The following is a 17,986-nucleotide window of genomic DNA, read 5'->3' as shown; positions in this document are numbered from 1 at the left end:
CCGCGCGCTGCGACGAAAAAATGCTCAAGCCGTTCGCAGAAACGGACAACCATCAATGCCTGATGAGGTGCACCCCATGTCTGATGCAGATCGAGACAACCCGCGGCGTGAGTTTTTGCGCAAATCCCTGACACTGATTCCCGTGGTTACCCTCGCCGGCACCGGCTTGGGCAGCAGCGTGTTGCAAGCTGCCCCTGAAGCCACTCCGACGGCGCCCGCAGCAACCCCGGCCAAGGCTGACGCCAGCGCTTATCAGCCGAGCTATTTCACCGCCGAGGAATGGGCCTTCATCAACGCCGCCGTGGCGCAATTGATCCCCAATGACGAGCAAGGCCCGGGTGCCCTGGAAGCCGGCGTGCCGGAATACATCGACCGCCAGATGAACACCCCGTACGCCGCCGGCGCCCTGTGGTACATGCAGGGTCCGTTCAACGCCGACGCTGCGCCGGAGATGGGCTGGCAGAGCAAACTGGTGCCCAAAGAGATCTATCGCCTGGGCATCGCTGCCACGGATCAGTGGGCAAAATCCCTCAACGGTAAAACATTTGCCGAGCAAGACAGCGCTACCCGAGACGATTTGCTCAAGCAACTCGAATCGGGCAAACCGCAGTTCGATGCGGTTCCGGCGAAGATTTTCTTCAGCCTGTTGCTGCAAAACACCAAGGAAGGGTTCTTCTGCGACCCGATCCACGGCGGCAATAAAGGCATGGTCGGCTGGACCATGATTGGCTTCCCCGGCGCCCGCGCCGATTTCATGGATTGGGTGGAACGCAACGAGCAGTACCCCTTCCCGGCAGTATCGATTCGCGGCGAGAGGGCTTGAGCATGGCAACCGTAATGAAGAAGGTCGACGCGGTGATCGTCGGTTTTGGCTGGACTGGCGCGATCATGGCCAAGGAGCTGACCGAAGCCGGACTCAACGTGCTGGCGCTGGAGCGCGGGCCGATGCAGGACACCTACCCTGACGGCAACTATCCACAGGTGATCGACGAACTCACCTACAGCGTGCGCAAAAAACTCTTTCAGGACATCTCGAAAGAAACCGTCACCATCCGCCATAGCGTCAACGATATCGCCCTGCCGAACCGCCAGTTGGGCGCGTTCCTGCCGGGTAATGGCGTCGGCGGCGCCGGTTTGCACTGGTCGGGCGTGCATTTTCGCGTCGATCCGATCGAACTGCGTATGCGCAGCCATTACGAAGAACGCTACGGCAAACGCTTCATCCCCAAGGACATGACCATTCAGGACTTCGGCGTCAGCTATGAAGAGCTGGAACCGTTTTTCGATTTCGCCGAGAAAGTCTTCGGCACCTCGGGCCAGGCCTGGACCGTGAAAGGTCAACTGGTCGGACAGGGCAAGGGCGGCAACCCTTACGCACCGGATCGCTCCAATCCGTTCCCGCTGGAAGCGCAGAAAAACACCGTTTCCGCACAACTGTTCGGCAAAGCGGCGACAGAGGTCGGTTACAAACCCTACAACCTGCCATCGGCGAATACTTCAGGCCCATACACCAATCCCTACGGCGCACAGATGGGCCCGTGCAATTTCTGCGGATTCTGCAGCGGCTACGTGTGCTACATGTATTCCAAAGCGTCGCCGAACGTGAACATTCTGCCGGCGCTCAAGTCGCTGCCGAATTTCGAACTGCGGCCCAACTCGCATGTGCTGCGGGTCAATCTCGACAGCACCAAGTCCAAGGCCACCGGCGTGACTTACATCGATGGCCAGGGCCGCGAGATCGAGCAGCCGGCGGATCTGGTGATCCTCGGCGCCTTCCAGCTGCATAACGTGCGCCTGATGCTGCTCTCGGGCATCGGCAAACCGTACGACCCGATCAGCGGCGAAGGCGTGGTCGGGCGTAACTTCGCCTACCAGAACATGGCGACCATCAAGGCGTTCTTCGACAAGGACACCCACACCAACAACTTCATCGGTGCCGGCGGCAACGGTGTGGCGCTGGATGATTTCAACGCCGACAACTTCGACCACGGCCCGCATGGCTTCGTCGGCGGCTCGCCAATGTGGGTCAACCAGGCTGGCAGCCGGCCGATTGCCGGCACCTCGAACCCGCCCGGCACGCCGGCCTGGGGCAGCCAGTGGAAACGCGCGACCGCCGATTACTACACCCACCAGGTATCGATGGACGCCCACGGCGCGCACCAGTCCTACAGAGGCAACTACCTCGATCTGGATCCGGTGTACCGCGATGCCTACGGTTTGCCGCTGCTGCGGATGACCTTCGACTGGCAGGAAAACGACATCAAGATGAACCGCTTCATGGTCGAGAAAATGGGCAAGGTCGCCCAAGCCATGGGCCCGAAAGCCATTGCGGTGATCGGCAAGCAGGTCGGTGATCATTTCAACACTGCGGCCTACCAGACCACCCACCTCAACGGTGGCGCAATCATGGGCACCGATCCGAAAAAGAGCGCCCTGAACCGTTACCTGCAGAGCTGGGACGTGCACAACGTGTTTGTGCCAGGCGCGTCGGCGTTCCCGCAAGGACTGGGTTACAACCCGACCGGATTGGTGGCGGCGTTGACCTACTGGTCGGCCAAGGCGATCCGCGAGCAGTACCTGAAAAACCCCGGCCCGCTGGTTCAGGCTTAAGGAGCGATGACCATGAACAATCTCGTTATCGCCACCCTGGCCCTGCTCGGCAGTGCTGCCGTGCACGCCGCCGACGTCGATCAGGCGTTGATCAAACAAGGCGAATACCTCGCCCGCGCGGGTGACTGCGTGGCCTGCCACACGGCCAAGGGCGGCAAACCGTTCGCCGGCGGCCTGCCGATGGAAACGCCGATCGGCACGATCTACTCGACCAACATCACCCCGGACAAAACCGGCGTCGGTGATTACAGCTTCGAGGACTTCGACCAAGCGGTGCGCCACGGCGTCGCCAAAAACGGTAGTACGTTGTACCCGGCGATGCCGTATCCGTCCTACGCCCGGGTCAGCGAAACCGACATGCAGGCGCTGTACGCCTACTTCATGCACGGCGTTGAACCGGTGGCGCAGGAGAACAAGGCCAGCGACATCCCATGGCCGCTGAGCATGCGATGGCCGCTGATGGGCTGGCGCTGGCTGTTTGCGCCGAAAGTCGAGGACTACAAGGCCACTTCGGACGACCCGGTGATCGACCGCGGCGCCTATCTGGTCGAAGGCCTCGGCCATTGCGGCGCCTGCCATACGCCACGAGCCCTGACCATGCAGGAGAAATCCCTGAGCGCGGCAGATGGCAAGAGCTTCCTCGCCGGCAGTGCGCCGCTGGAAGGCTGGATCGCCAAAAGTCTGCGCGGTGATCACAAGGATGGCCTGGGCAGCTGGAGCGAAGCGCAGTTGGTGCAGTTCCTCAAGACCGGACGCAGCGACCGCAGCGCAGTGTTCGGCGGCATGAGCGATGTGGTGACTCACAGCATGCAATACATGACCGACGCCGACCTGACCGCCATTGCCCGCTACCTCAAGTCACTGCCGGCAGTTGATCCGAACGATCAGCCGCACCAGTACGACGAGAAAGCCGCCAAAGCCCTGTGGAACGGCGACGACAGTCAACGCGGCGCAGCGGTGTACATCGACAACTGCGCGGCCTGCCACCGTACCGACGGCCACGGCTACACCCGGGTGTTCCCGGCGCTGGCGGGCAATCCGGTGCTGCAATCGGAAGACCCGACCTCGCTGATCCATATCGTGCTCAAGGGCGGCACCCTGCCGGCCACCCACACCGCGCCATCGACCTTCACCATGCCGGGCTTCGCCTGGCGCTTGTCGGATCAGGAAGTGGCGGACGTGGTGAGTTTTATCCGTGGCAGTTGGGGCAACAAAGGCGCCCCGGTGAGCGCAGACGAGGTCCGTCATCTACGCACCAGCGACATGACCACCACCTCGGCTGATGATCTTGGTCAGGTAACCCGCAGCAACTAAAAAAAGCCCTGCCCGTATTTAATACGGGCAGGGCTTTTTGTTCAGATCACAACTAAGCTGACGCCTGACCAGATTATGGATTCATGATACTGACATAAGCCTTGGCCAGCGCCAGCAACTTGGCTTTATCATCTTCATCAATATCACCATCCCCATCGACATCTTTTTCATTACTGACATCGAACGTTTCGCCACCGTCATAGGACGATGCAATGATGATCCGCGAATCCAGCAGAGAGTCGGTCGACACGGCGTTTTCTGCGTCCCAGCCAGATTGCTTCTGCGCAAACTGCATGGACACCAGTACTTCATCCGGATCAACCGGAGTCGGACCAAGTTTCTGCAAAAAGATGCCGCGATGGTTAAAGTAAGACACGTTTAATTCCTTTTAAAATATTGAATAACAGAAAGACAACAAGACGAATAATAACGACATTGCAAGTTGTACTTCCAGTTGAAAGATGTGTCTTCGGTTTGCGATAAATATATATAAATCCATGAATCACAGAATCCGTGTTCGTGCACCGAATCGCCGAACGGCACTTGGCTGTTTCTCGCGCCAGCGATACTGTATGCACATACAGCAATCAGGACACTTGCGATGCACACGCCCTTGCCTCCTCGTGGTCGCGGCACTGCGACCAACCCGCACAACCGCTTCGCGCCGAACCGTTCGGTGGCCGAGGACGACGGCTGGTATCAGGAAGTGCCCGAAACGCAGAACACCGAAGTGATGATCGAAACGGCAAAAACCATCATCACCCGCAACACTTCGCCGGACCTGCCCTTTGATCGCTCGATCAATCCCTATCGCGGCTGCGAGCACGGTTGCATCTACTGCTATGCGCGACCGAGCCACGCCTATTGGGACATGTCGCCGGGACTGGATTTCGAAACCCGGCTGATCGCCAAGACCAACGCCGCCCAGGTGCTGGAAGAACAGCTTGGGAAAAAAGGTTATCAATGCGCGCCGATCAACCTCGGCTCCAATACCGACCCGTACCAACCCATCGAACGTGAACACCGGATCACCCGCCAGACCCTCGAGGTGCTGCTGCGCTACCGGCACCCGGTGACCATCGTCACCAAGGGCTCGCTGATCCTGCGTGACCTCGATCTGCTCACGGAACTGGCGCAACAACGGCTGGTGGCGGTGATGATCAGCCTGACGACGCTGGACGATGAACTCAAACGCATCCTCGAACCCCGTGCCGCGGCACCCAAGGCCCGGTTGCGGGCGATCCGGGTGATGCGCGAAGCGGGCATTCCGGTGGGGGTGTTGTGTTCGCCGATGATTCCGATGATCAACGACAGCGAAATCGAAAGCCTGCTGACCGAGGCGCATGCGGCGGGTGCGCAAAGTGCCGCCTACATGATGCTGCGCCTGCCGCTGGAGGTGGCGCCGCTGTTCGAGGAGTGGCTGCACGCGCACTATCCGCAGCGCGCGGCCCATGTCCTGAGCCTGATCCGCCAGAGCCGTGGCGGCGAGCTTTACGACAGCCGTTTCGGTGCACGGATGCGCGGCGAAGGGCCGTTCGCCGACTTGCTCGCGCAACGCTTTGCCAAAACGATCAAGCGTCTCGACCTCAATCATCGCGAGGGCTATGACCTCGACTGCAGCGCCTTCTGTCCACCGGGTCGCCAGATGTCGTTGATTTAGCGACAATTGGCCCTGTGGTTGAGGGGCTGGAATCCTTCCGCCGTAACCCTCAGTCACGTTTTTTGTGACCTGGAACACACGTTCTAGAGCGCTTGATTCAGTTTCAGTTAAGTTTCGGCGGCTACCTTGTTCATCGAGTGACTGACGGGTCGGGATGGCCCGGATGTTTTAAACAGCCACTGGCTTCATACCGGAATACACGGGAATGACTCCCCGAATCCGCCAAAGAGGATGAATCATGAGTGACAAGGATAAACAGCCGTTGGCTGCGTCGGCGCAAGCCGTCCCTGGGGCGCAATCCGCCGATGCAGCGCTGCGAACGATCGTTGACGGCTTTTTGCATTTTCATCATGAGGTCTTTCCGCAACAGGAAGAACTCTTCAAGAAACTCGCCACGGCGCAATCGCCACGGGCGATGTTCATCACCTGTGCCGACTCGCGCATCGTGCCCGAGCTGATCACCCAGAGCTCGCCGGGCGATCTGTTCGTGACCCGTAACGTGGGCAACGTCGTACCGCCTTATGGCCAGATGAACGGCGGCGTTTCCACCGCCATCGAATACGCGGTACTGGCGCTGGGCGTGCAACACATCATCATTTGCGGCCACTCCGACTGCGGCGCCATGCGCGCAGTGCTCAATCCGGACAGCCTGGAAAAAATGCCGACAGTCAAAGCCTGGCTGCGCCATGCGGAAGTGGCGAAGACCATGGTGCATGACAACTGCAACTGCACCGACGAAAAAGAAAGCATGCCGATCCTCACCGAGGAGAACGTCATCGCCCAACTGCAGCACTTGCGTACCCATCCTTCGGTAGCCTCACGCATGGCGAACGGTCATCTGTTCATCCATGGCTGGGTCTACAACATCGAAACCAGCGAAATCAAAGCTTACGACGCGGATCAGGGACGCTTCCTGCCGCTCGACGGCAGCCATCCGATTCCGGTGGCGACGCCCAAAGCGCGCTTCTAAATCCTCCTAAAAATCTGTGTGGTTTGACGCCGGCCGCTGTTTCAGCGGTGCGGCGAAGCCACGCCTGAAGAAAACTTCGGGAGAGTCACCATGCGTGCTGCTCAATTGAAAGCGGTTCTGCCACGGGAGTTGCTGGCTTCGGTGGTTGTGTTTCTGGTCGCCCTGCCGCTGTGCATGGGTATTGCGATTGCTTCCGGGTTGCCACCGGCCAAAGGCCTGATCACCGGGATCATTGGTGGTCTGGTGGTCGGTTGGCTGGCGGGCTCGCCGTTGCAAGTCAGCGGGCCGGCGGCGGGACTGGCGGTGTTGGTGTTCGAGCTGGTGCGCCAGCACGGGATCGAGATGCTCGGGCCGATTCTGCTGCTCGCCGGTTTCCTGCAGCTGGTGGCCGGGCGTTTGAAGCTTGGGTGCTGGTTTCGGGTGACGGCGCCCGCGGTGGTGTACGGCATGCTTGCGGGGATCGGTGTGCTGATCGTTCTGTCGCAGGTGCATGTGATGCTGGATGCCAAGCCGCAGCCCTCGGGTCTGGATAACCTCACAGCGTTCCCCGGCGCGGTGGCGCAAGCCTTGCCGTCATTTGGCTGGCAGGCCGGATTGCTCGGGCTGGCGACCATTGCGGTGATGTGGCTCTGGGAAAAATTCCGTCCGCATTCGCTGCGCTTCATTCCCGGTGCGTTGCTCGGCGTTGGCCTGGTCACGGGCGCCAGCCTGCTGCTGGCGTTGCAGGTGAAACGGGTCGAGGTGCCGGCCAATCTGGCCGAAGCCATCGACTGGCTGAAACCGGCGGATTTGCTCAGCCTTGCTGACCCAACCCTGCTGATTGCGGCTTTCGCCGTGGCGTTCATCGCCAGCGCCGAAACCCTGCTGTCTGCAGCAGCAGTAGATCGCATGCACAGCGGTGTGCGCTCGGACTTCGACCGTGAACTCTCAGCGCAAGGCGTCGGCAACATGCTTTGCGGACTGGTCGGTGCGCTGCCGATGACCGGGGTGATCGTGCGCAGTTCGGCCAACGTCCAGGCTGGCGCAACCACCCACTATTCGACGATCTTCCATGGTTTGTGGCTGCTGGCGTTCGTGCTGTTGTTGTCGAGCGTGCTGCAAAGCATTCCGGTGGCGAGTCTGGCAGGCGTGCTGGTGTACACCGGTTTCAAACTGGTGGATCTCAAGGCCTTTCGCGGTCTGGGCCGTTACGGGCGGATGCCGATGTTCACCTACGCCGCCACGGCGCTGGCGATCATCTTCACCGACCTGCTGACCGGTGTGTTGATCGGTTTCGGTCTGACGATGTTGAAACTGGCGTTCAAGGCTTCGCGCCTGAAGATCAGCCTGATCGACCTGCCGCAGGACGGTGAGATGGAGTTGCGTCTGGTAGGCGCGGCGACCTTTCTCAAGGTACCGGCACTGACTCAGGTGCTGGGCAGCATTCCAGCGGGCACAACGGTGCATGTGCCGCTCAATCACCTGAGCTACATCGACCATTCGTGTCTGGAGTTGCTGGAGGAATGGGGCCGGGCGAATGCGGCGAAGGGGTCGAAGCTGTTGATCGAGTCGCGCGGGTTGAAGCGGCGGTTGGAGGGACGGGTTCGCACAACAACAGGCATCGGCGCTGCCGGTTAAATCTGCGGGGTGAACTCAACCGCTGTAGGAGCTGCCGCAGGCTGCGATCTTTTGCTCTTGATTGTTAGAAACAACATCAAAAGATCGCAGCCTGCGGCAGCTCCTACATTGGATTGTGTGTAACTCAGGCAGCGGGCTGATCCAGCTCCAGGCCAACGCCCAGGCGGCGGCCCATGCACGGCCAGCGCTTCCAGGCGGCACCGGTGTCCGGGCTGCTCAGTTTGTCGCGGTAGGCTTCTACCGATTCCAGCGCAAAACTCTCGTCGTCGAGCATCTCGTCGATGGCGTGATGCACGGCTTCGTCCAGTTGATTGGCAAATTCCTCACCGATCAGTTGGTGAGCAATCAGATTGGCGACCGTCATGTCCAAGGGGATCAGTGGCTGGCCGAAATGCTTGATGTACAGATCGTTGACCTCTTCGACAAAGCGGTGCGCCAGATAGGCTTCGTCCAGCAGGCTGTCCAGACCAACATGCCCGGACATGATCGCCGGCGGCTGGAGGAAATACTGCTCGGCTATTTTCAGCACCGGCTTGATCTGCGATTCGATTCCCGCTTCCCTGGCGACTTCATTGGCTGCATCCAGCAGATCTGGCACTTCATCGATGTAGGCGGCGACAAAACGCGTCAGCACACCTTGGGCGTCGGCTTCCGGCAACTGGATCGCCGGGTGTAAATGAGGCAGTTTGCTTTCCAGCTGACGGGTCAGCAGGCCGGTTTCCTTCTCGTGTTTTTGGGCTTTTTGGATCTGCTCGCGCAATGCGGCGGTGTTCATGAAAACTCCAGGGAACAAGGCAATGAAATAGGGAAGACATAAGTTAGCTGGCTTACGAAAAATGCTAAGACGCATTTGTCATAATTATTTCATCCTTGATGCAGCAGCGTTATATCGGTTCGCCACCACTCGTCTGCATCCTTCTCCATTCGTGCCCTTTAGCGCAAGTCCCGGCTGTTTCAGAACATTAACGCCACGACATTGCAATTCCCGACGGCTGTCTATACTCGCCATTGAATGGAGTTAGCTGATGACGCCCGACTGCCCACGCAGCAAGGCCCGGCGATTCAAGTTCGTAGTCTGATGCAGCCGCTCCCTTGCCGAAGGCGTTGCGCCTACGGGATAACAAGAACGATAAGGGGAACCCGCAATGATGCGACATCCACACGTCTGGATGGGCCTCCTGTTGTGGTCGATTTTCAGCCCGGCCCAGGCGGCCTGGACTGTGAATATGGCGCCTGGAGCGACTGAAATCAGTCACGCAGTATTCGACCTGCACATGACCATTTTCTGGATCTGTGTGGTGATCGGGATCATCGTCTTCGGTGCCATGTTCTGGTCGATGATCGTGCATCGCCGCTCGACCGGGCAGGTCGCCGCAAAATTCCACGAAAGCACCACCGTTGAAATTCTCTGGACCGTCGTGCCGCTGCTGATCCTGGTGGCGATGGCCGTTCCGGCGACCGCCACCCTGATCCGCATGTACGACACCAGTGAGCCGGATATCGATATCCAGATCACCGGTTATCAGTGGAAGTGGCACTACAAATACCTGGGCCAGGACGTCGAATTCTTCAGCAACCTGGCCACCCCCGCCGAACAGATTCACAACAAGGAAGCCAAGGGCGAGCACTACCTGCTCGAAGTCGACAAGCCGCTGGTGCTGCCGGTCGGCGCCAAGGTGCGCTTCCTCGTGACTTCCGCCGACGTCATCCACTCGTGGTGGGTGCCGGCCTTCGCGGTCAAGCGCGATGCGATCCCCGGGTTCGTCAACGAGGCCTGGACGCGCATCGACAAGCCCGGCCTCTACCGCGGGCAGTGCGCCGAATTGTGCGGCAAGGACCACGGCTTCATGCCGATCGTGGTCGACGTCAAGGAGAAGGCCGACTACGACAAGTGGCTGGCCGAGCGCAAAGCCGAAGCCGCACAGCTCAAGGAGCTGACCAGCAAGGAATGGACCCTCGACGAGCTCAAGGAACGCGGCGACAAGATCTACCACACCACCTGCGTCGCCTGTCACCAGGCCGAAGGCCAGGGCCTGCCGCCGATGTTCCCGGCGCTCAAGGGCTCGAAAATCGCCACCGGGCCGAAAGAAGGCCACTTGAGCATTGTCTTCCACGGCAAACCCGGCACCGCTATGGCCGCATTCGGCAAGCAGTTGTCGGAAGTCGATATCGCAGCGGTCGTGACCTACGAACGTAACGCCTGGGGCAACAACAAAGGCGACATGGTCACACCAAAAGAAGTGCTTGAGCTCAAACAGGCGGAAAGCAAATGAGCCGGTCTACCGCGTACTTCGTCAATCGGTCGGGGCCGCGCGCCCCGGCCCGCCCAGTCCACTCACGTAAAGGAGACCGGCCATGAGCGCTGTCATCGATGACCACGGTCACGCCGACCACGCCCACGGCCCCGCCAAAGGCCTGATGCGCTGGGTGCTGACCACCAACCACAAGGACATCGGCACGCTGTACCTGTGGTTTGCATTCTGCATGTTCCTGCTCGGCGGCACGTTCGCCATGGTGATCCGCGCCGAGCTGTTCCAGCCCGGGTTGCAGATCGTCGAACCGGCGTTCTTCAACCAGATGACCACCATGCACGGCTTGGTGATGGTATTCGGGGCGGTGATGCCGGCGTTCGTCGGCCTCGCCAACTGGATGATCCCGTTGATGATCGGTGCGCCGGACATGGCCCTGCCACGGATGAACAATTTCAGCTTCTGGCTGCTGCCCGCGGCGTTCCTGCTGCTGGTCTCGACCCTGTTCACCGCCGGTGGCGGGCCGAACTTCGGCTGGACGTTCTACGCCCCGCTGTCCACCACCTACGCGCCGGAAAGCGTCACCTACTTCATCTTCGCCATCCACTTGATGGGGATCAGTTCGATCATGGGCGCGATCAACGTGATCGCCACCATCCTCAACCTGCGCGCCCCCGGCATGACCCTGATGAAAATGCCGTTGTTCGTCTGGACCTGGCTGATCACCGCGTTCCTGCTGATCGCGGTGATGCCGGTGCTGGCCGGGTGCGTGACGATGATGCTGATGGACATCCACTTCGGCACCAGTTTCTTCAGTGCCGCCGGTGGCGGTGATCCGGTGCTGTTCCAGCACGTGTTCTGGTTCTTCGGGCATCCCGAGGTGTACATCATGATCCTGCCGGCCTTCGGTGCCGTCAGCCAGATCATCCCGACCTTCTCGCGCAAGCCGCTGTTCGGCTACACCTCGATGGTCTACGCCACGGCGAGCATCGCGTTCCTGTCGTTCATCGTCTGGGCGCACCACATGTTCGTAGTCGGCATCCCGCTGGTGGGCGAGCTGTTCTTCATGTACGCGACCATGCTCATCGCCGTCCCGACAGGGGTGAAGGTGTTCAACTGGGCCAGCACCATGTGGCAAGGCTCGCTGACCTTCGAGACGCCGATGCTGTTCGCCGTGGCGTTCGTGATCCTGTTCTCGATCGGCGGTTTCTCCGGGCTGATGCTCGCTATCGCTCCGGCGGACTTCCAGTACCAGGACACCTACTTCGTGGTCGCGCACTTCCACTACGTGCTGGTGCCGGGGGCGATCTTCGGCATCTTCGCCTCGGCCTATTACTGGCTGCCGAAGTGGACCGGGCACATGTATGACGAAACCCTCGGCAAGCTGCATTTCTGGCTGTCATTCGTCGGCATGAACCTGACCTTCTTCCCGATGCACTTCGTGGGACTGGCGGGCATGCCGCGACGGATTCCGGACTACAACCTGCAGTTCGCCGACTTCAACATGGTCTCCTCGATCGGCGCGTTCATGTTCGGCGCCACGCAGATCTTCTTCCTGTTCATCGTGATCAAGACCATTCGTGGCGGCGCGCCAGCCCCGGCCAAACCGTGGGACGGCGCCGAGGGCCTGGAGTGGAGCGTGCCGTCACCGGCGCCATATCACACCTTTACCACGCCGCCGGAAGTGAAATGAACACTTTCTGCCTTGTGGAAACTCCTGTGGGAGCGGGCTTGCCCGCGATGGCGGCCTGCCTGAAACACCGCGTCGGCTGCATCGCTGGCAAGCCAGCTCCCACAGGGTTCTCGGCCGAGGGCAAAAATCATGGCTGACTCGATCTCGATGAAGAAACTGGTCACCCGCCTGCTCGGCGTGGTGGTGGCGATGTTTGTCTTCGGCTTTGCCCTGGTGCCGATCTACGACGTGATGTGCAAGGCCTTCGGCATCAATGGCAAAACTGCCGGGCAGTACGAGGGCGAGCAGGTGGTGGACAGTTCGCGGCAAGTGCGCGTGCAGTTTCTGTCGACCAACAACATCGACATGCCGTGGGAGTTCTACCCCAAACACGATGAGTTGACCGCCAACCCCGGCGCGGTCAACGAGATGATTTTCGTCGCGCGCAATCCCACCGATAAACCGATGAGTGCGCAAGCCGTGCCGAGCATCGCGCCAAGCAATGCGGCAGCGTATTTCCACAAGACCGAATGCTTTTGCTTTACCCAGCAGGTGCTGCAGCCCGGTCAGCAGATCGAGATGCCGGTGCGTTTCATCGTTGACCGCGACATGCCCAAGGACGTGAAGCACCTGACGCTGTCCTACACGCTGTTCGATATCACCGCCCGACATCCTCCGGTGGCTGCAAACACTGGCGGTTAAGCGTGCCCGATAAGGAGAACAATAAATGGCAACTCATGAGCACTATTACGTTCCGGCCCAGAGCAAATGGCCGATCGTCGCCACGGTGGGGATGTTCGTCACCGTGTACGGCCTGGCGACCTGGTTCAACGATCTGAAGGCCGCGCGCCCTGAATCCCACGGGCCACTGATCTTTTTCGTCGGCGGACTGTTGCTGGCGTACATGCTGTTCGGCTGGTTCGGCGCGGTGATCAAGGAAAGTCGCGCCGGGCTGTACAGCCCGCAGCTCGATCGCTCGTTCCGCTGGGGCATGAGTTGGTTCATCTTTTCCGAGGTGATGTTCTTCATCGCCTTCTTCGGTGCGCTGTTCTACGTGCGGCATATTTCCGGCCCGGCGCTGGGGGGCGAAGGGCCAAAAGGCATCGCCCACATGCTCTGGCCGAACTTCCAGTTCACCTGGCCGCTATTGCACACGCCTGACCCGAAACTGTTCCCGCCGCCCAAAGAAGTCATCAGCCCGTGGGGCCTGCCGCTGATCAACACGATTCTGCTGGTCAGCTCCAGTGTGACCATCACCATCGCCCACCATGCCTTGAAGAAGGGCCATCGCGGCGCGCTGAAAGTCTGGCTGGCGATCACTGTGCTGCTGGGCTGCGGCTTCCTTGCCTTGCAGGCCGAGGAATACATGCACGCCTACCACGAACTGGGCCTGACCCTGGGTTCGGGCATCTACGGCGCGACGTTTTTCATGCTCACCGGTTTCCACGGTGCCCACGTGACCATCGGCACGATCATTCTGTTCGTAATGCTGATGCGCATCATGAAGGGCCATTTCGATGCCGAGCATCAGTTCGGCTTCGAAGCGGCGAGCTGGTACTGGCACTTCGTCGATGTGGTGTGGATCGGCTTGTTCATCTTCGTTTATGTGCTTTGAGCACTGATCACCAAGGCGCGTGCGACACCAGTTGGCCGCTGTAGAAGCCCCAGGCAATCAAGCCGACGGTGGCAGCGGCCAGGGCCACCCGAACACTCAAGGCGATCACCAGACGATTGGAGCTGCTGTCGTCCTTGACCAGGAAAAACAGGCCGCTGAACAGGCTGATCACCGTGGCAATCAGCAGCACGACAATGGCTGCTTTGAGCATGGGAAGAACTCCGGGGGACAGGCGATGCAGTTGAGTATAGCGATCGCGACGACTGCCTTTATGGCGCGGCCATGAAGCGCTTCCGCCCGGGCGTGATACCGACCGTGGTGGTGGCGCTGTTGCTGCCGTTGCTGGTGTCGCTGGGCTTCTGGCAACTAGGACGGGGCGCGGAGAAAACCGCCCTGCTCGCCAGTTATGCCGAGCGGCGCGCAGCCGAGCCGATGGCCAGCAGCGAATTACTGCACAGCGCCGACCCGGCCTTTCGCCGCGTTCATCTATATGGTCAGTTCGATAGCGCTCACAGCCTGTTGCTGGACAACCGTCAGCGTAACGGCAAGGTTGGCATCGAGTTGCTGCAACCGTTTCAGGATCGGGCCAGCGGCCTGTGGCTGCTGGTCAATCGCGGCTGGCTGTCGTGGCCGGACCGTCGGGTAACGCCGCAATTCTCCACCCCCGTCGATGCCGTGAGTCTGGACGCCTGGGTGTACGTCGCCCCCGGCGCGACCTTCCAGTTGCACGCCGACCCGGCCAGCAGCACCTGGCCGCAAACCGTCACCGCCGTGGAGCCGGCCAAACTGTGGCAAACCCTCGATCGCGAGGGCTTCGCCTATGAATTGCGCGCCGAACCCGGTCCCGCCAGTTATGAGGCCGACTGGCCGGTCGTGGCCATGGGTCCGGAAAAACACCTCGGTTACGCCGTGCAGTGGTTCGCCATGGCCACCGCCCTGCTCGGTCTCTACCTCTACCTTGGATTGCACAACGCAAAGGAGAACCACCATGGGAACGGCCATGAATCCACCCAGCATGTCTGAGGCGAAAACCCCGGCCACCCGCCGCCGTGGACGGATCCAGCTGTTGCTGATTGTGCTCGGCGTAGTGGGCCCGATGATCCTTGCCACCGGCATGTACAAATTGCAGTTCTGGGTGCCGGAAGGTCGCAGCTATCACGGCGAACTGATCGGCAATGGCCAGACCCGCGCCGACCTCGGCGTGCAGGCCGATGAGCAACGCTGGCAGATGCTGGTGACCGCGCCGAAAGATTGCGCAGTGGACTGTCAGCAACTGGTGTACCTCGCCCGGCAGATTCAGATCGGTCTCGGTCGCGATGCCGGACGCGCCAGCCATGCCCTCGCCACTGCCCAACCGTTGAGCAGCGACTACGAAGCAAAACTGAGCCGCGAATACCCGCAACTGCAACGCTACCCGCTGGACACCGCAGCGTTGAGCAAAGCCACTGGCGACAAGGCCGTGCCGCAGCTGTGGATCATCGACCCGCACGGCAATCTCGTACTGCGCTACGACCCGAGCGTGAAGGGCAAGGATCTGCTCAACGACCTGCGCCACCTGCTGAAACTGTCGAACATCGGATAAGGGCATCGTCATGGCCAAACCTGGATTTCGCCTCGCGCTGTTTGCCACCCTGCTGGCACTGATCGTCGTGCTGCTCGGCGCCTACACCCGCCTGACCCACGCCGGCCTGGGCTGTCCGGACTGGCCGGGCTGCTACGGCTTTATCAGCGTGCCGAAAAGCGAAGCCCAACTGGCCCATGCCGAACTGCATTACCCCGACTCGCCAGTGGTGGCGCACAAGGGCTGGAACGAGATGATCCACCGCTACTTCGCCGGCACCCTCGGCCTGCTGATTTCGGTATTGGCCGGGCGCGCCTGGGTCAATCGCAGCCATCCGGGACAGCCGCTGAAGCTGCCGCTGTTTCTGCTGGCGGTGGTGTTCGCGCAAGCGGCATTCGGCATGTGGACGGTGACGCTCAAGCTCTGGCCGCAAGTGGTCACCGGGCACTTGCTCGGCGGTTTTGCGACCTTGAGTCTGCTGTTCCTGCTGACGTTGAGGCTGTCCGGCGTACTGCCGGCGCTGACCGTGCCCAAGCGCTTGCAGTATTGGGCGACGGCGGGGCTGTTGCTGGTGATCGGCCAGATTGCCCTCGGCGGCTGGGTCAGCTCCAACTACGCGGCAGTGGCCTGCATCGATTTCCCGACCTGCCACGGCCAATGGCTGCCGCCGGCGGACTTTGCCAACGGCTTTCACTTGACCCAGCACATCGGCCCGAACTACCTCGGCGGGCAACTCGACAGCGATGCGCGCACGGCGATTCACCTGACTCACCGTATCGGTGCACTGCTGGTGACATTGGTGCTGCTCGGTCTGGCCTGGCAACTGAGAGCCGTCGGCATGACCCGGCTCGCCGGGCTGGTGCTGATCGCCCTCGGCGCACAGATCACCCTTGGCATCAGCAACGTGCTGTTCCATCTGCCACTGCCGGTGGCCGTGGCGCACAACGCCGGTGGCGCCGCGCTGCTGCTGACCATGGTGCTGGTCAATTACCACGCGCGCACCAGTCTGGTTCGGGTCAAACAGCCGATGATGGCGCGCTGGCGTCTGAGCCCGCGTAAACATTCGGCTGCGCCCATCACGATAAAAGGAGAAACGCCATGGCGCTTCTGATCGGCGAACGTCCCGCGCAAGCGCTGTGGCGTGACTATCTGGAGCTGACCAAGCCAAAAGTGGTGGTGCTGATGCTGATCACCTCGCTGGTCGGCATGTTCCTCGCGACCCGCGCCGGGGTGCCATGGACGGTGCTGGTGTTCGGCAACCTGGGGATCGCGCTGTGTGCCGGCGGAGCAGCAGCGGTCAACCATGTGGTGGACCGGCGCATCGACGCGGTGATGGCGCGCACGCACAAACGACCGTTGGCCGAGGGCCGGGTTTCACCGGCGGCGGCGCTGACCTTTGCGCTGGTGCTGGCGCTGCTCGGGCAGGCGATGCTGCTGACGTTCACCAATCCGCTGACGGCATGGCTGACACTGGCTTCGCTGCTGGGTTACGCGGTGATCTACACCGGTTTTCTCAAACGCGCGACGCCTCAGAACATCGTCATCGGCGGCCTCGCCGGCGCCGCCCCACCGCTGCTCGGCTGGACTGCCGCTACCGGCCATGTCAGCGCCGAACCGTTGCTGCTGGTGCTGATCATCTTCGCCTGGACGCCGCCGCACTTCTGGGCGCTGGCGATTCATCGCAAGGAGGAATACGCCAAGGCCGACATCCCAATGCTGCCGGTGACCCACGGCGAGCACTACACCAAGGTGCATATTCTGCTGTACACCTTCGCCCTGCTCGCGGTGAGCCTGCTGCCGTACGTGATTCACATGAGCGGCGTGCTCTACCTGATCTGCGCCCTCGCCCTCGGCGCAAGGTTTCTGCAATGGGCCGTGGTGCTGTACCGTGGCACTCGGCCGCACGCGGCGATCAACACCTTCAAGTACTCTATTTATTACTTGTTCCTGTTGTTCATCGCCCTGCTCGTAGACCACTACTTACTGTTGAACCTATGACTCGAACCCAGAAAACCGTCTTCATCCTCGTCGCCGTGATCGCGCTGATCCTGGGACTGACCGTCAACAAAGTGCTGAGCGGCAAGGGCCAGGGCGACCCCACCGCACTGATCGACGCCGGCATCATCCTGCTGCCGCAGAGCCGCACCCTGCCGGGCGTGACCATGACCAATCAGGACGGCCAACCGGTCGCCATCGACGAGTTGAAAGGCAAATGGAGCCTGCTGTTCTTCGGCTACACCTTCTGCCCCGACATCTGCCCGACCACCCTCGCGCAGCTGCGCCAGATCAAGAGCGAATTGCCCAAGGATGCTGTGGATAAATTGCAGATCGTGCTGGTCAGCGTCGACCCGAACCGCGACAACCCGCAGCAGCTGAAGCAGTACCTGGGCTACTTCGATCCGCAGTTCGTGGGACTGACGCCGAAGTCGATCGAAGAGCTGCAGAAAGTCGCAAATGCGGTGAGTATTCCGTTCATCCCGGCCGACACCAGCAAACCGAATTACACGGTGGATCACAGCGGCAATCTCGCGGTGATCGGCCCGGACGGCACGCAACGCGGGTTCATCCGGGCGCCGCTGAACAACGCCAAACTGGTGGCGCAGCTGCCAGTAATGCTCAACCGCAAATAATGCAGTACCTGCAGGGGTAAACATTTCTCTGTAGGAGCTGCCGAAGGCTGCGATCTTTTGCTCTGATCTTCAACAGCAAGATCAAAAG

Annotated in this window: 18 protein-coding genes; 15 read left to right on the top strand and 3 right to left on the bottom strand. The window is 60.8% G+C overall.

The annotated features are described in order from the left end of the window. Window positions 1–76 precede the first annotated feature (76 nt). From GTQ41_RS00565 to GTQ41_RS00555, 3 genes are read left to right on the top strand one after another with little or no spacing between them, the layout of a single operon-like run. The gene (locus GTQ41_RS00565; RefSeq protein WP_047297479.1) at window positions 77–823 is read left to right on the top strand and encodes a gluconate 2-dehydrogenase subunit 3 family protein; all 747 of its coding nucleotides are present in this window, start codon (window positions 77–79) and stop codon (window positions 821–823) included. Window positions 824–825: 2 nt separating this feature from the next. Further along, on the top strand, window positions 826–2,610 hold the full coding sequence (locus tag GTQ41_RS00560; protein WP_047297478.1) for a GMC family oxidoreductase: 1,785 nt from the start codon (window positions 826–828) through the stop codon (window positions 2,608–2,610). 12 nt (window positions 2,611–2,622) lie between these two features. Beyond that, a complete protein-coding gene (locus GTQ41_RS00555) occupies window positions 2,623–3,924 on the top strand; it encodes a cytochrome c (RefSeq protein ID WP_047297477.1) in 1,302 nt (433 codons plus the stop codon). A gap of 73 nt (window positions 3,925–3,997) precedes the next feature. On the opposite strand, the gene GTQ41_RS00550 is transcribed toward GTQ41_RS00555, so the two are convergent. Beyond that, a complete protein-coding gene (locus GTQ41_RS00550; protein WP_047297476.1) occupies window positions 3,998–4,300 on the bottom strand; it encodes a hypothetical protein in 303 nt (100 codons plus the stop codon). A 225-nt stretch (window positions 4,301–4,525) separates the two neighbouring features. On the opposite strand from GTQ41_RS00550, the gene GTQ41_RS00545 reads away from it, so the two are divergent. From GTQ41_RS00545 to GTQ41_RS00535, 3 genes are all read left to right on the top strand, one after another. Beyond that, window positions 4,526–5,584, top strand: a complete 1,059-nt coding sequence (locus GTQ41_RS00545; protein WP_047297475.1) for a PA0069 family radical SAM protein — start codon at window positions 4,526–4,528, stop codon at window positions 5,582–5,584. A 238-nt stretch (window positions 5,585–5,822) separates the two neighbouring features. Further along, on the top strand, window positions 5,823–6,554 hold the full coding sequence (locus tag GTQ41_RS00540) for a carbonic anhydrase (protein WP_047297474.1): 732 nt from the start codon (window positions 5,823–5,825) through the stop codon (window positions 6,552–6,554). A gap of 90 nt (window positions 6,555–6,644) precedes the next feature. After that, window positions 6,645–8,171, top strand: a complete 1,527-nt coding sequence (locus GTQ41_RS00535) for a SulP family inorganic anion transporter (protein ID WP_047297473.1) — start codon at window positions 6,645–6,647, stop codon at window positions 8,169–8,171. A gap of 124 nt (window positions 8,172–8,295) precedes the next feature. On the opposite strand, the gene GTQ41_RS00530 is transcribed toward GTQ41_RS00535, so the two are convergent. Beyond that, window positions 8,296–8,946: a hypothetical protein gene (locus GTQ41_RS00530; protein WP_047297472.1), complete on the bottom strand. Its 651-nt coding sequence runs from the start codon at window positions 8,944–8,946 to the stop codon at window positions 8,296–8,298. A gap of 370 nt (window positions 8,947–9,316) precedes the next feature. Between GTQ41_RS00530 and coxB the strand changes: the two genes are divergently transcribed. The 4 genes from coxB to GTQ41_RS00510 all read left to right on the top strand — a co-directional run bounded on the left by coxB (window position 9,317) and on the right by GTQ41_RS00510 (window position 13,707). After that, entirely contained in the window at window positions 9,317–10,444 is a 1,128-nt protein-coding gene (gene coxB / locus GTQ41_RS00525) for a cytochrome c oxidase subunit II (RefSeq protein ID WP_047297471.1), read from the top strand. A gap of 82 nt (window positions 10,445–10,526) precedes the next feature. Beyond that, window positions 10,527–12,113, top strand: coding sequence for a cytochrome c oxidase subunit I (gene ctaD, locus GTQ41_RS00520; protein WP_041074772.1), 1,587 nt, complete (start codon window positions 10,527–10,529; stop codon window positions 12,111–12,113). Between the two features lie 129 nt (window positions 12,114–12,242). Further along, on the top strand, window positions 12,243–12,794 hold the full coding sequence (locus GTQ41_RS00515) for a cytochrome c oxidase assembly protein (protein WP_047297470.1): 552 nt from the start codon (window positions 12,243–12,245) through the stop codon (window positions 12,792–12,794). Window positions 12,795–12,819: 25 nt separating this feature from the next. Further along, on the top strand, window positions 12,820–13,707 hold the full coding sequence (locus GTQ41_RS00510) for a cytochrome c oxidase subunit 3 (RefSeq protein WP_047297469.1): 888 nt from the start codon (window positions 12,820–12,822) through the stop codon (window positions 13,705–13,707). Window positions 13,708–13,714: 7 nt separating this feature from the next. Here GTQ41_RS00510 and GTQ41_RS00505 read toward each other — a convergent pair whose 3' ends face one another. Next, the gene (locus tag GTQ41_RS00505; protein ID WP_041073718.1) at window positions 13,715–13,918 is read right to left on the bottom strand and encodes a twin transmembrane helix small protein; all 204 of its coding nucleotides are present in this window, start codon (window positions 13,916–13,918) and stop codon (window positions 13,715–13,717) included. 71 nt (window positions 13,919–13,989) lie between these two features. Between GTQ41_RS00505 and GTQ41_RS00500 the strand changes: the two genes are divergently transcribed. Genes GTQ41_RS00500 through GTQ41_RS00480 form a run of 5 tightly spaced genes read left to right on the top strand, consistent with a single transcriptional unit; the run spans window position 13,990 to window position 17,898 of the window. After that, a complete protein-coding gene (locus GTQ41_RS00500) occupies window positions 13,990–14,730 on the top strand; it encodes an SURF1 family protein (RefSeq protein WP_047297468.1) in 741 nt (246 codons plus the stop codon). Further along, entirely contained in the window at window positions 14,696–15,289 is a 594-nt protein-coding gene (locus GTQ41_RS00495) for a hypothetical protein (protein WP_047297467.1), read from the top strand. Before GTQ41_RS00500 ends, GTQ41_RS00495 begins: the two co-directional genes overlap by 35 nt. Before the next feature lie 10 nt (window positions 15,290–15,299). Then, window positions 15,300–16,379 (top strand): heme A synthase, encoded by a 1,080-nt coding sequence (locus GTQ41_RS00490; protein ID WP_047297466.1) that lies wholly within the window; start codon window positions 15,300–15,302, stop codon window positions 16,377–16,379. Further along, complete coding sequence (gene cyoE / locus GTQ41_RS00485) at window positions 16,367–17,266, top strand: heme o synthase (RefSeq protein ID WP_047297465.1); 900 nt, start codon at window positions 16,367–16,369, stop codon at window positions 17,264–17,266. Before GTQ41_RS00490 ends, cyoE begins: the two co-directional genes overlap by 13 nt. After that, on the top strand, window positions 17,263–17,898 hold the full coding sequence (locus GTQ41_RS00480; protein WP_007962772.1) for an SCO family protein: 636 nt from the start codon (window positions 17,263–17,265) through the stop codon (window positions 17,896–17,898). The genes cyoE and GTQ41_RS00480 overlap by 4 nt, the downstream gene beginning before the upstream one ends. The last annotated feature ends 88 nt before the right edge of the window (window positions 17,899–17,986 follow it).

Source organism: Pseudomonas sp. AN-B15 (assembly GCF_019056475.1).
Taxonomy (GTDB): Bacteria; Pseudomonadota; Gammaproteobacteria; order Pseudomonadales; family Pseudomonadaceae; genus Aquipseudomonas; species Aquipseudomonas parakoreensis.
This window is presented reverse-complemented; position numbering and strand designations above follow the sequence as displayed.

Excerpts from the sequence above, each read along its gene's own strand:
- GTQ41_RS00565 (WP_047297479.1), top strand. The coding sequence starts at position 77 with ATGTCTGATGCAGATCGAGACAACCCGCGGCGTGAGTTTTTGCGCAAA.
- GTQ41_RS00560 (WP_047297478.1), top strand. The coding sequence starts at position 826 with ATGGCAACCGTAATGAAGAAGGTCGACGCGGTGATCGTCGGTTTTGGC.
- GTQ41_RS00555 (WP_047297477.1), top strand. The coding sequence starts at position 2,623 with ATGAACAATCTCGTTATCGCCACCCTGGCCCTGCTCGGCAGTGCTGCC.
- GTQ41_RS00545 (WP_047297475.1), top strand. The coding sequence starts at position 4,526 with ATGCACACGCCCTTGCCTCCTCGTGGTCGCGGCACTGCGACCAACCCG.
- GTQ41_RS00540 (WP_047297474.1), top strand. The coding sequence starts at position 5,823 with ATGAGTGACAAGGATAAACAGCCGTTGGCTGCGTCGGCGCAAGCCGTC.
- GTQ41_RS00535 (WP_047297473.1), top strand. The coding sequence starts at position 6,645 with ATGCGTGCTGCTCAATTGAAAGCGGTTCTGCCACGGGAGTTGCTGGCT.
- GTQ41_RS00530 (WP_047297472.1), bottom strand. The coding sequence starts at position 8,946 with ATGAACACCGCCGCATTGCGCGAGCAGATCCAAAAAGCCCAAAAACAC.
- coxB (WP_047297471.1), top strand. The coding sequence starts at position 9,317 with ATGATGCGACATCCACACGTCTGGATGGGCCTCCTGTTGTGGTCGATT.
- ctaD (WP_041074772.1), top strand. The coding sequence starts at position 10,527 with ATGAGCGCTGTCATCGATGACCACGGTCACGCCGACCACGCCCACGGC.
- GTQ41_RS00515 (WP_047297470.1), top strand. The coding sequence starts at position 12,243 with ATGGCTGACTCGATCTCGATGAAGAAACTGGTCACCCGCCTGCTCGGC.
- GTQ41_RS00510 (WP_047297469.1), top strand. The coding sequence starts at position 12,820 with ATGGCAACTCATGAGCACTATTACGTTCCGGCCCAGAGCAAATGGCCG.
- GTQ41_RS00505 (WP_041073718.1), bottom strand. The coding sequence starts at position 13,918 with ATGCTCAAAGCAGCCATTGTCGTGCTGCTGATTGCCACGGTGATCAGC.
- GTQ41_RS00500 (WP_047297468.1), top strand. The coding sequence starts at position 13,990 with ATGAAGCGCTTCCGCCCGGGCGTGATACCGACCGTGGTGGTGGCGCTG.
- GTQ41_RS00495 (WP_047297467.1), top strand. The coding sequence starts at position 14,696 with ATGGGAACGGCCATGAATCCACCCAGCATGTCTGAGGCGAAAACCCCG.
- GTQ41_RS00490 (WP_047297466.1), top strand. The coding sequence starts at position 15,300 with ATGGCCAAACCTGGATTTCGCCTCGCGCTGTTTGCCACCCTGCTGGCA.
- cyoE (WP_047297465.1), top strand. The coding sequence starts at position 16,367 with ATGGCGCTTCTGATCGGCGAACGTCCCGCGCAAGCGCTGTGGCGTGAC.
- GTQ41_RS00480 (WP_007962772.1), top strand. The coding sequence starts at position 17,263 with ATGACTCGAACCCAGAAAACCGTCTTCATCCTCGTCGCCGTGATCGCG.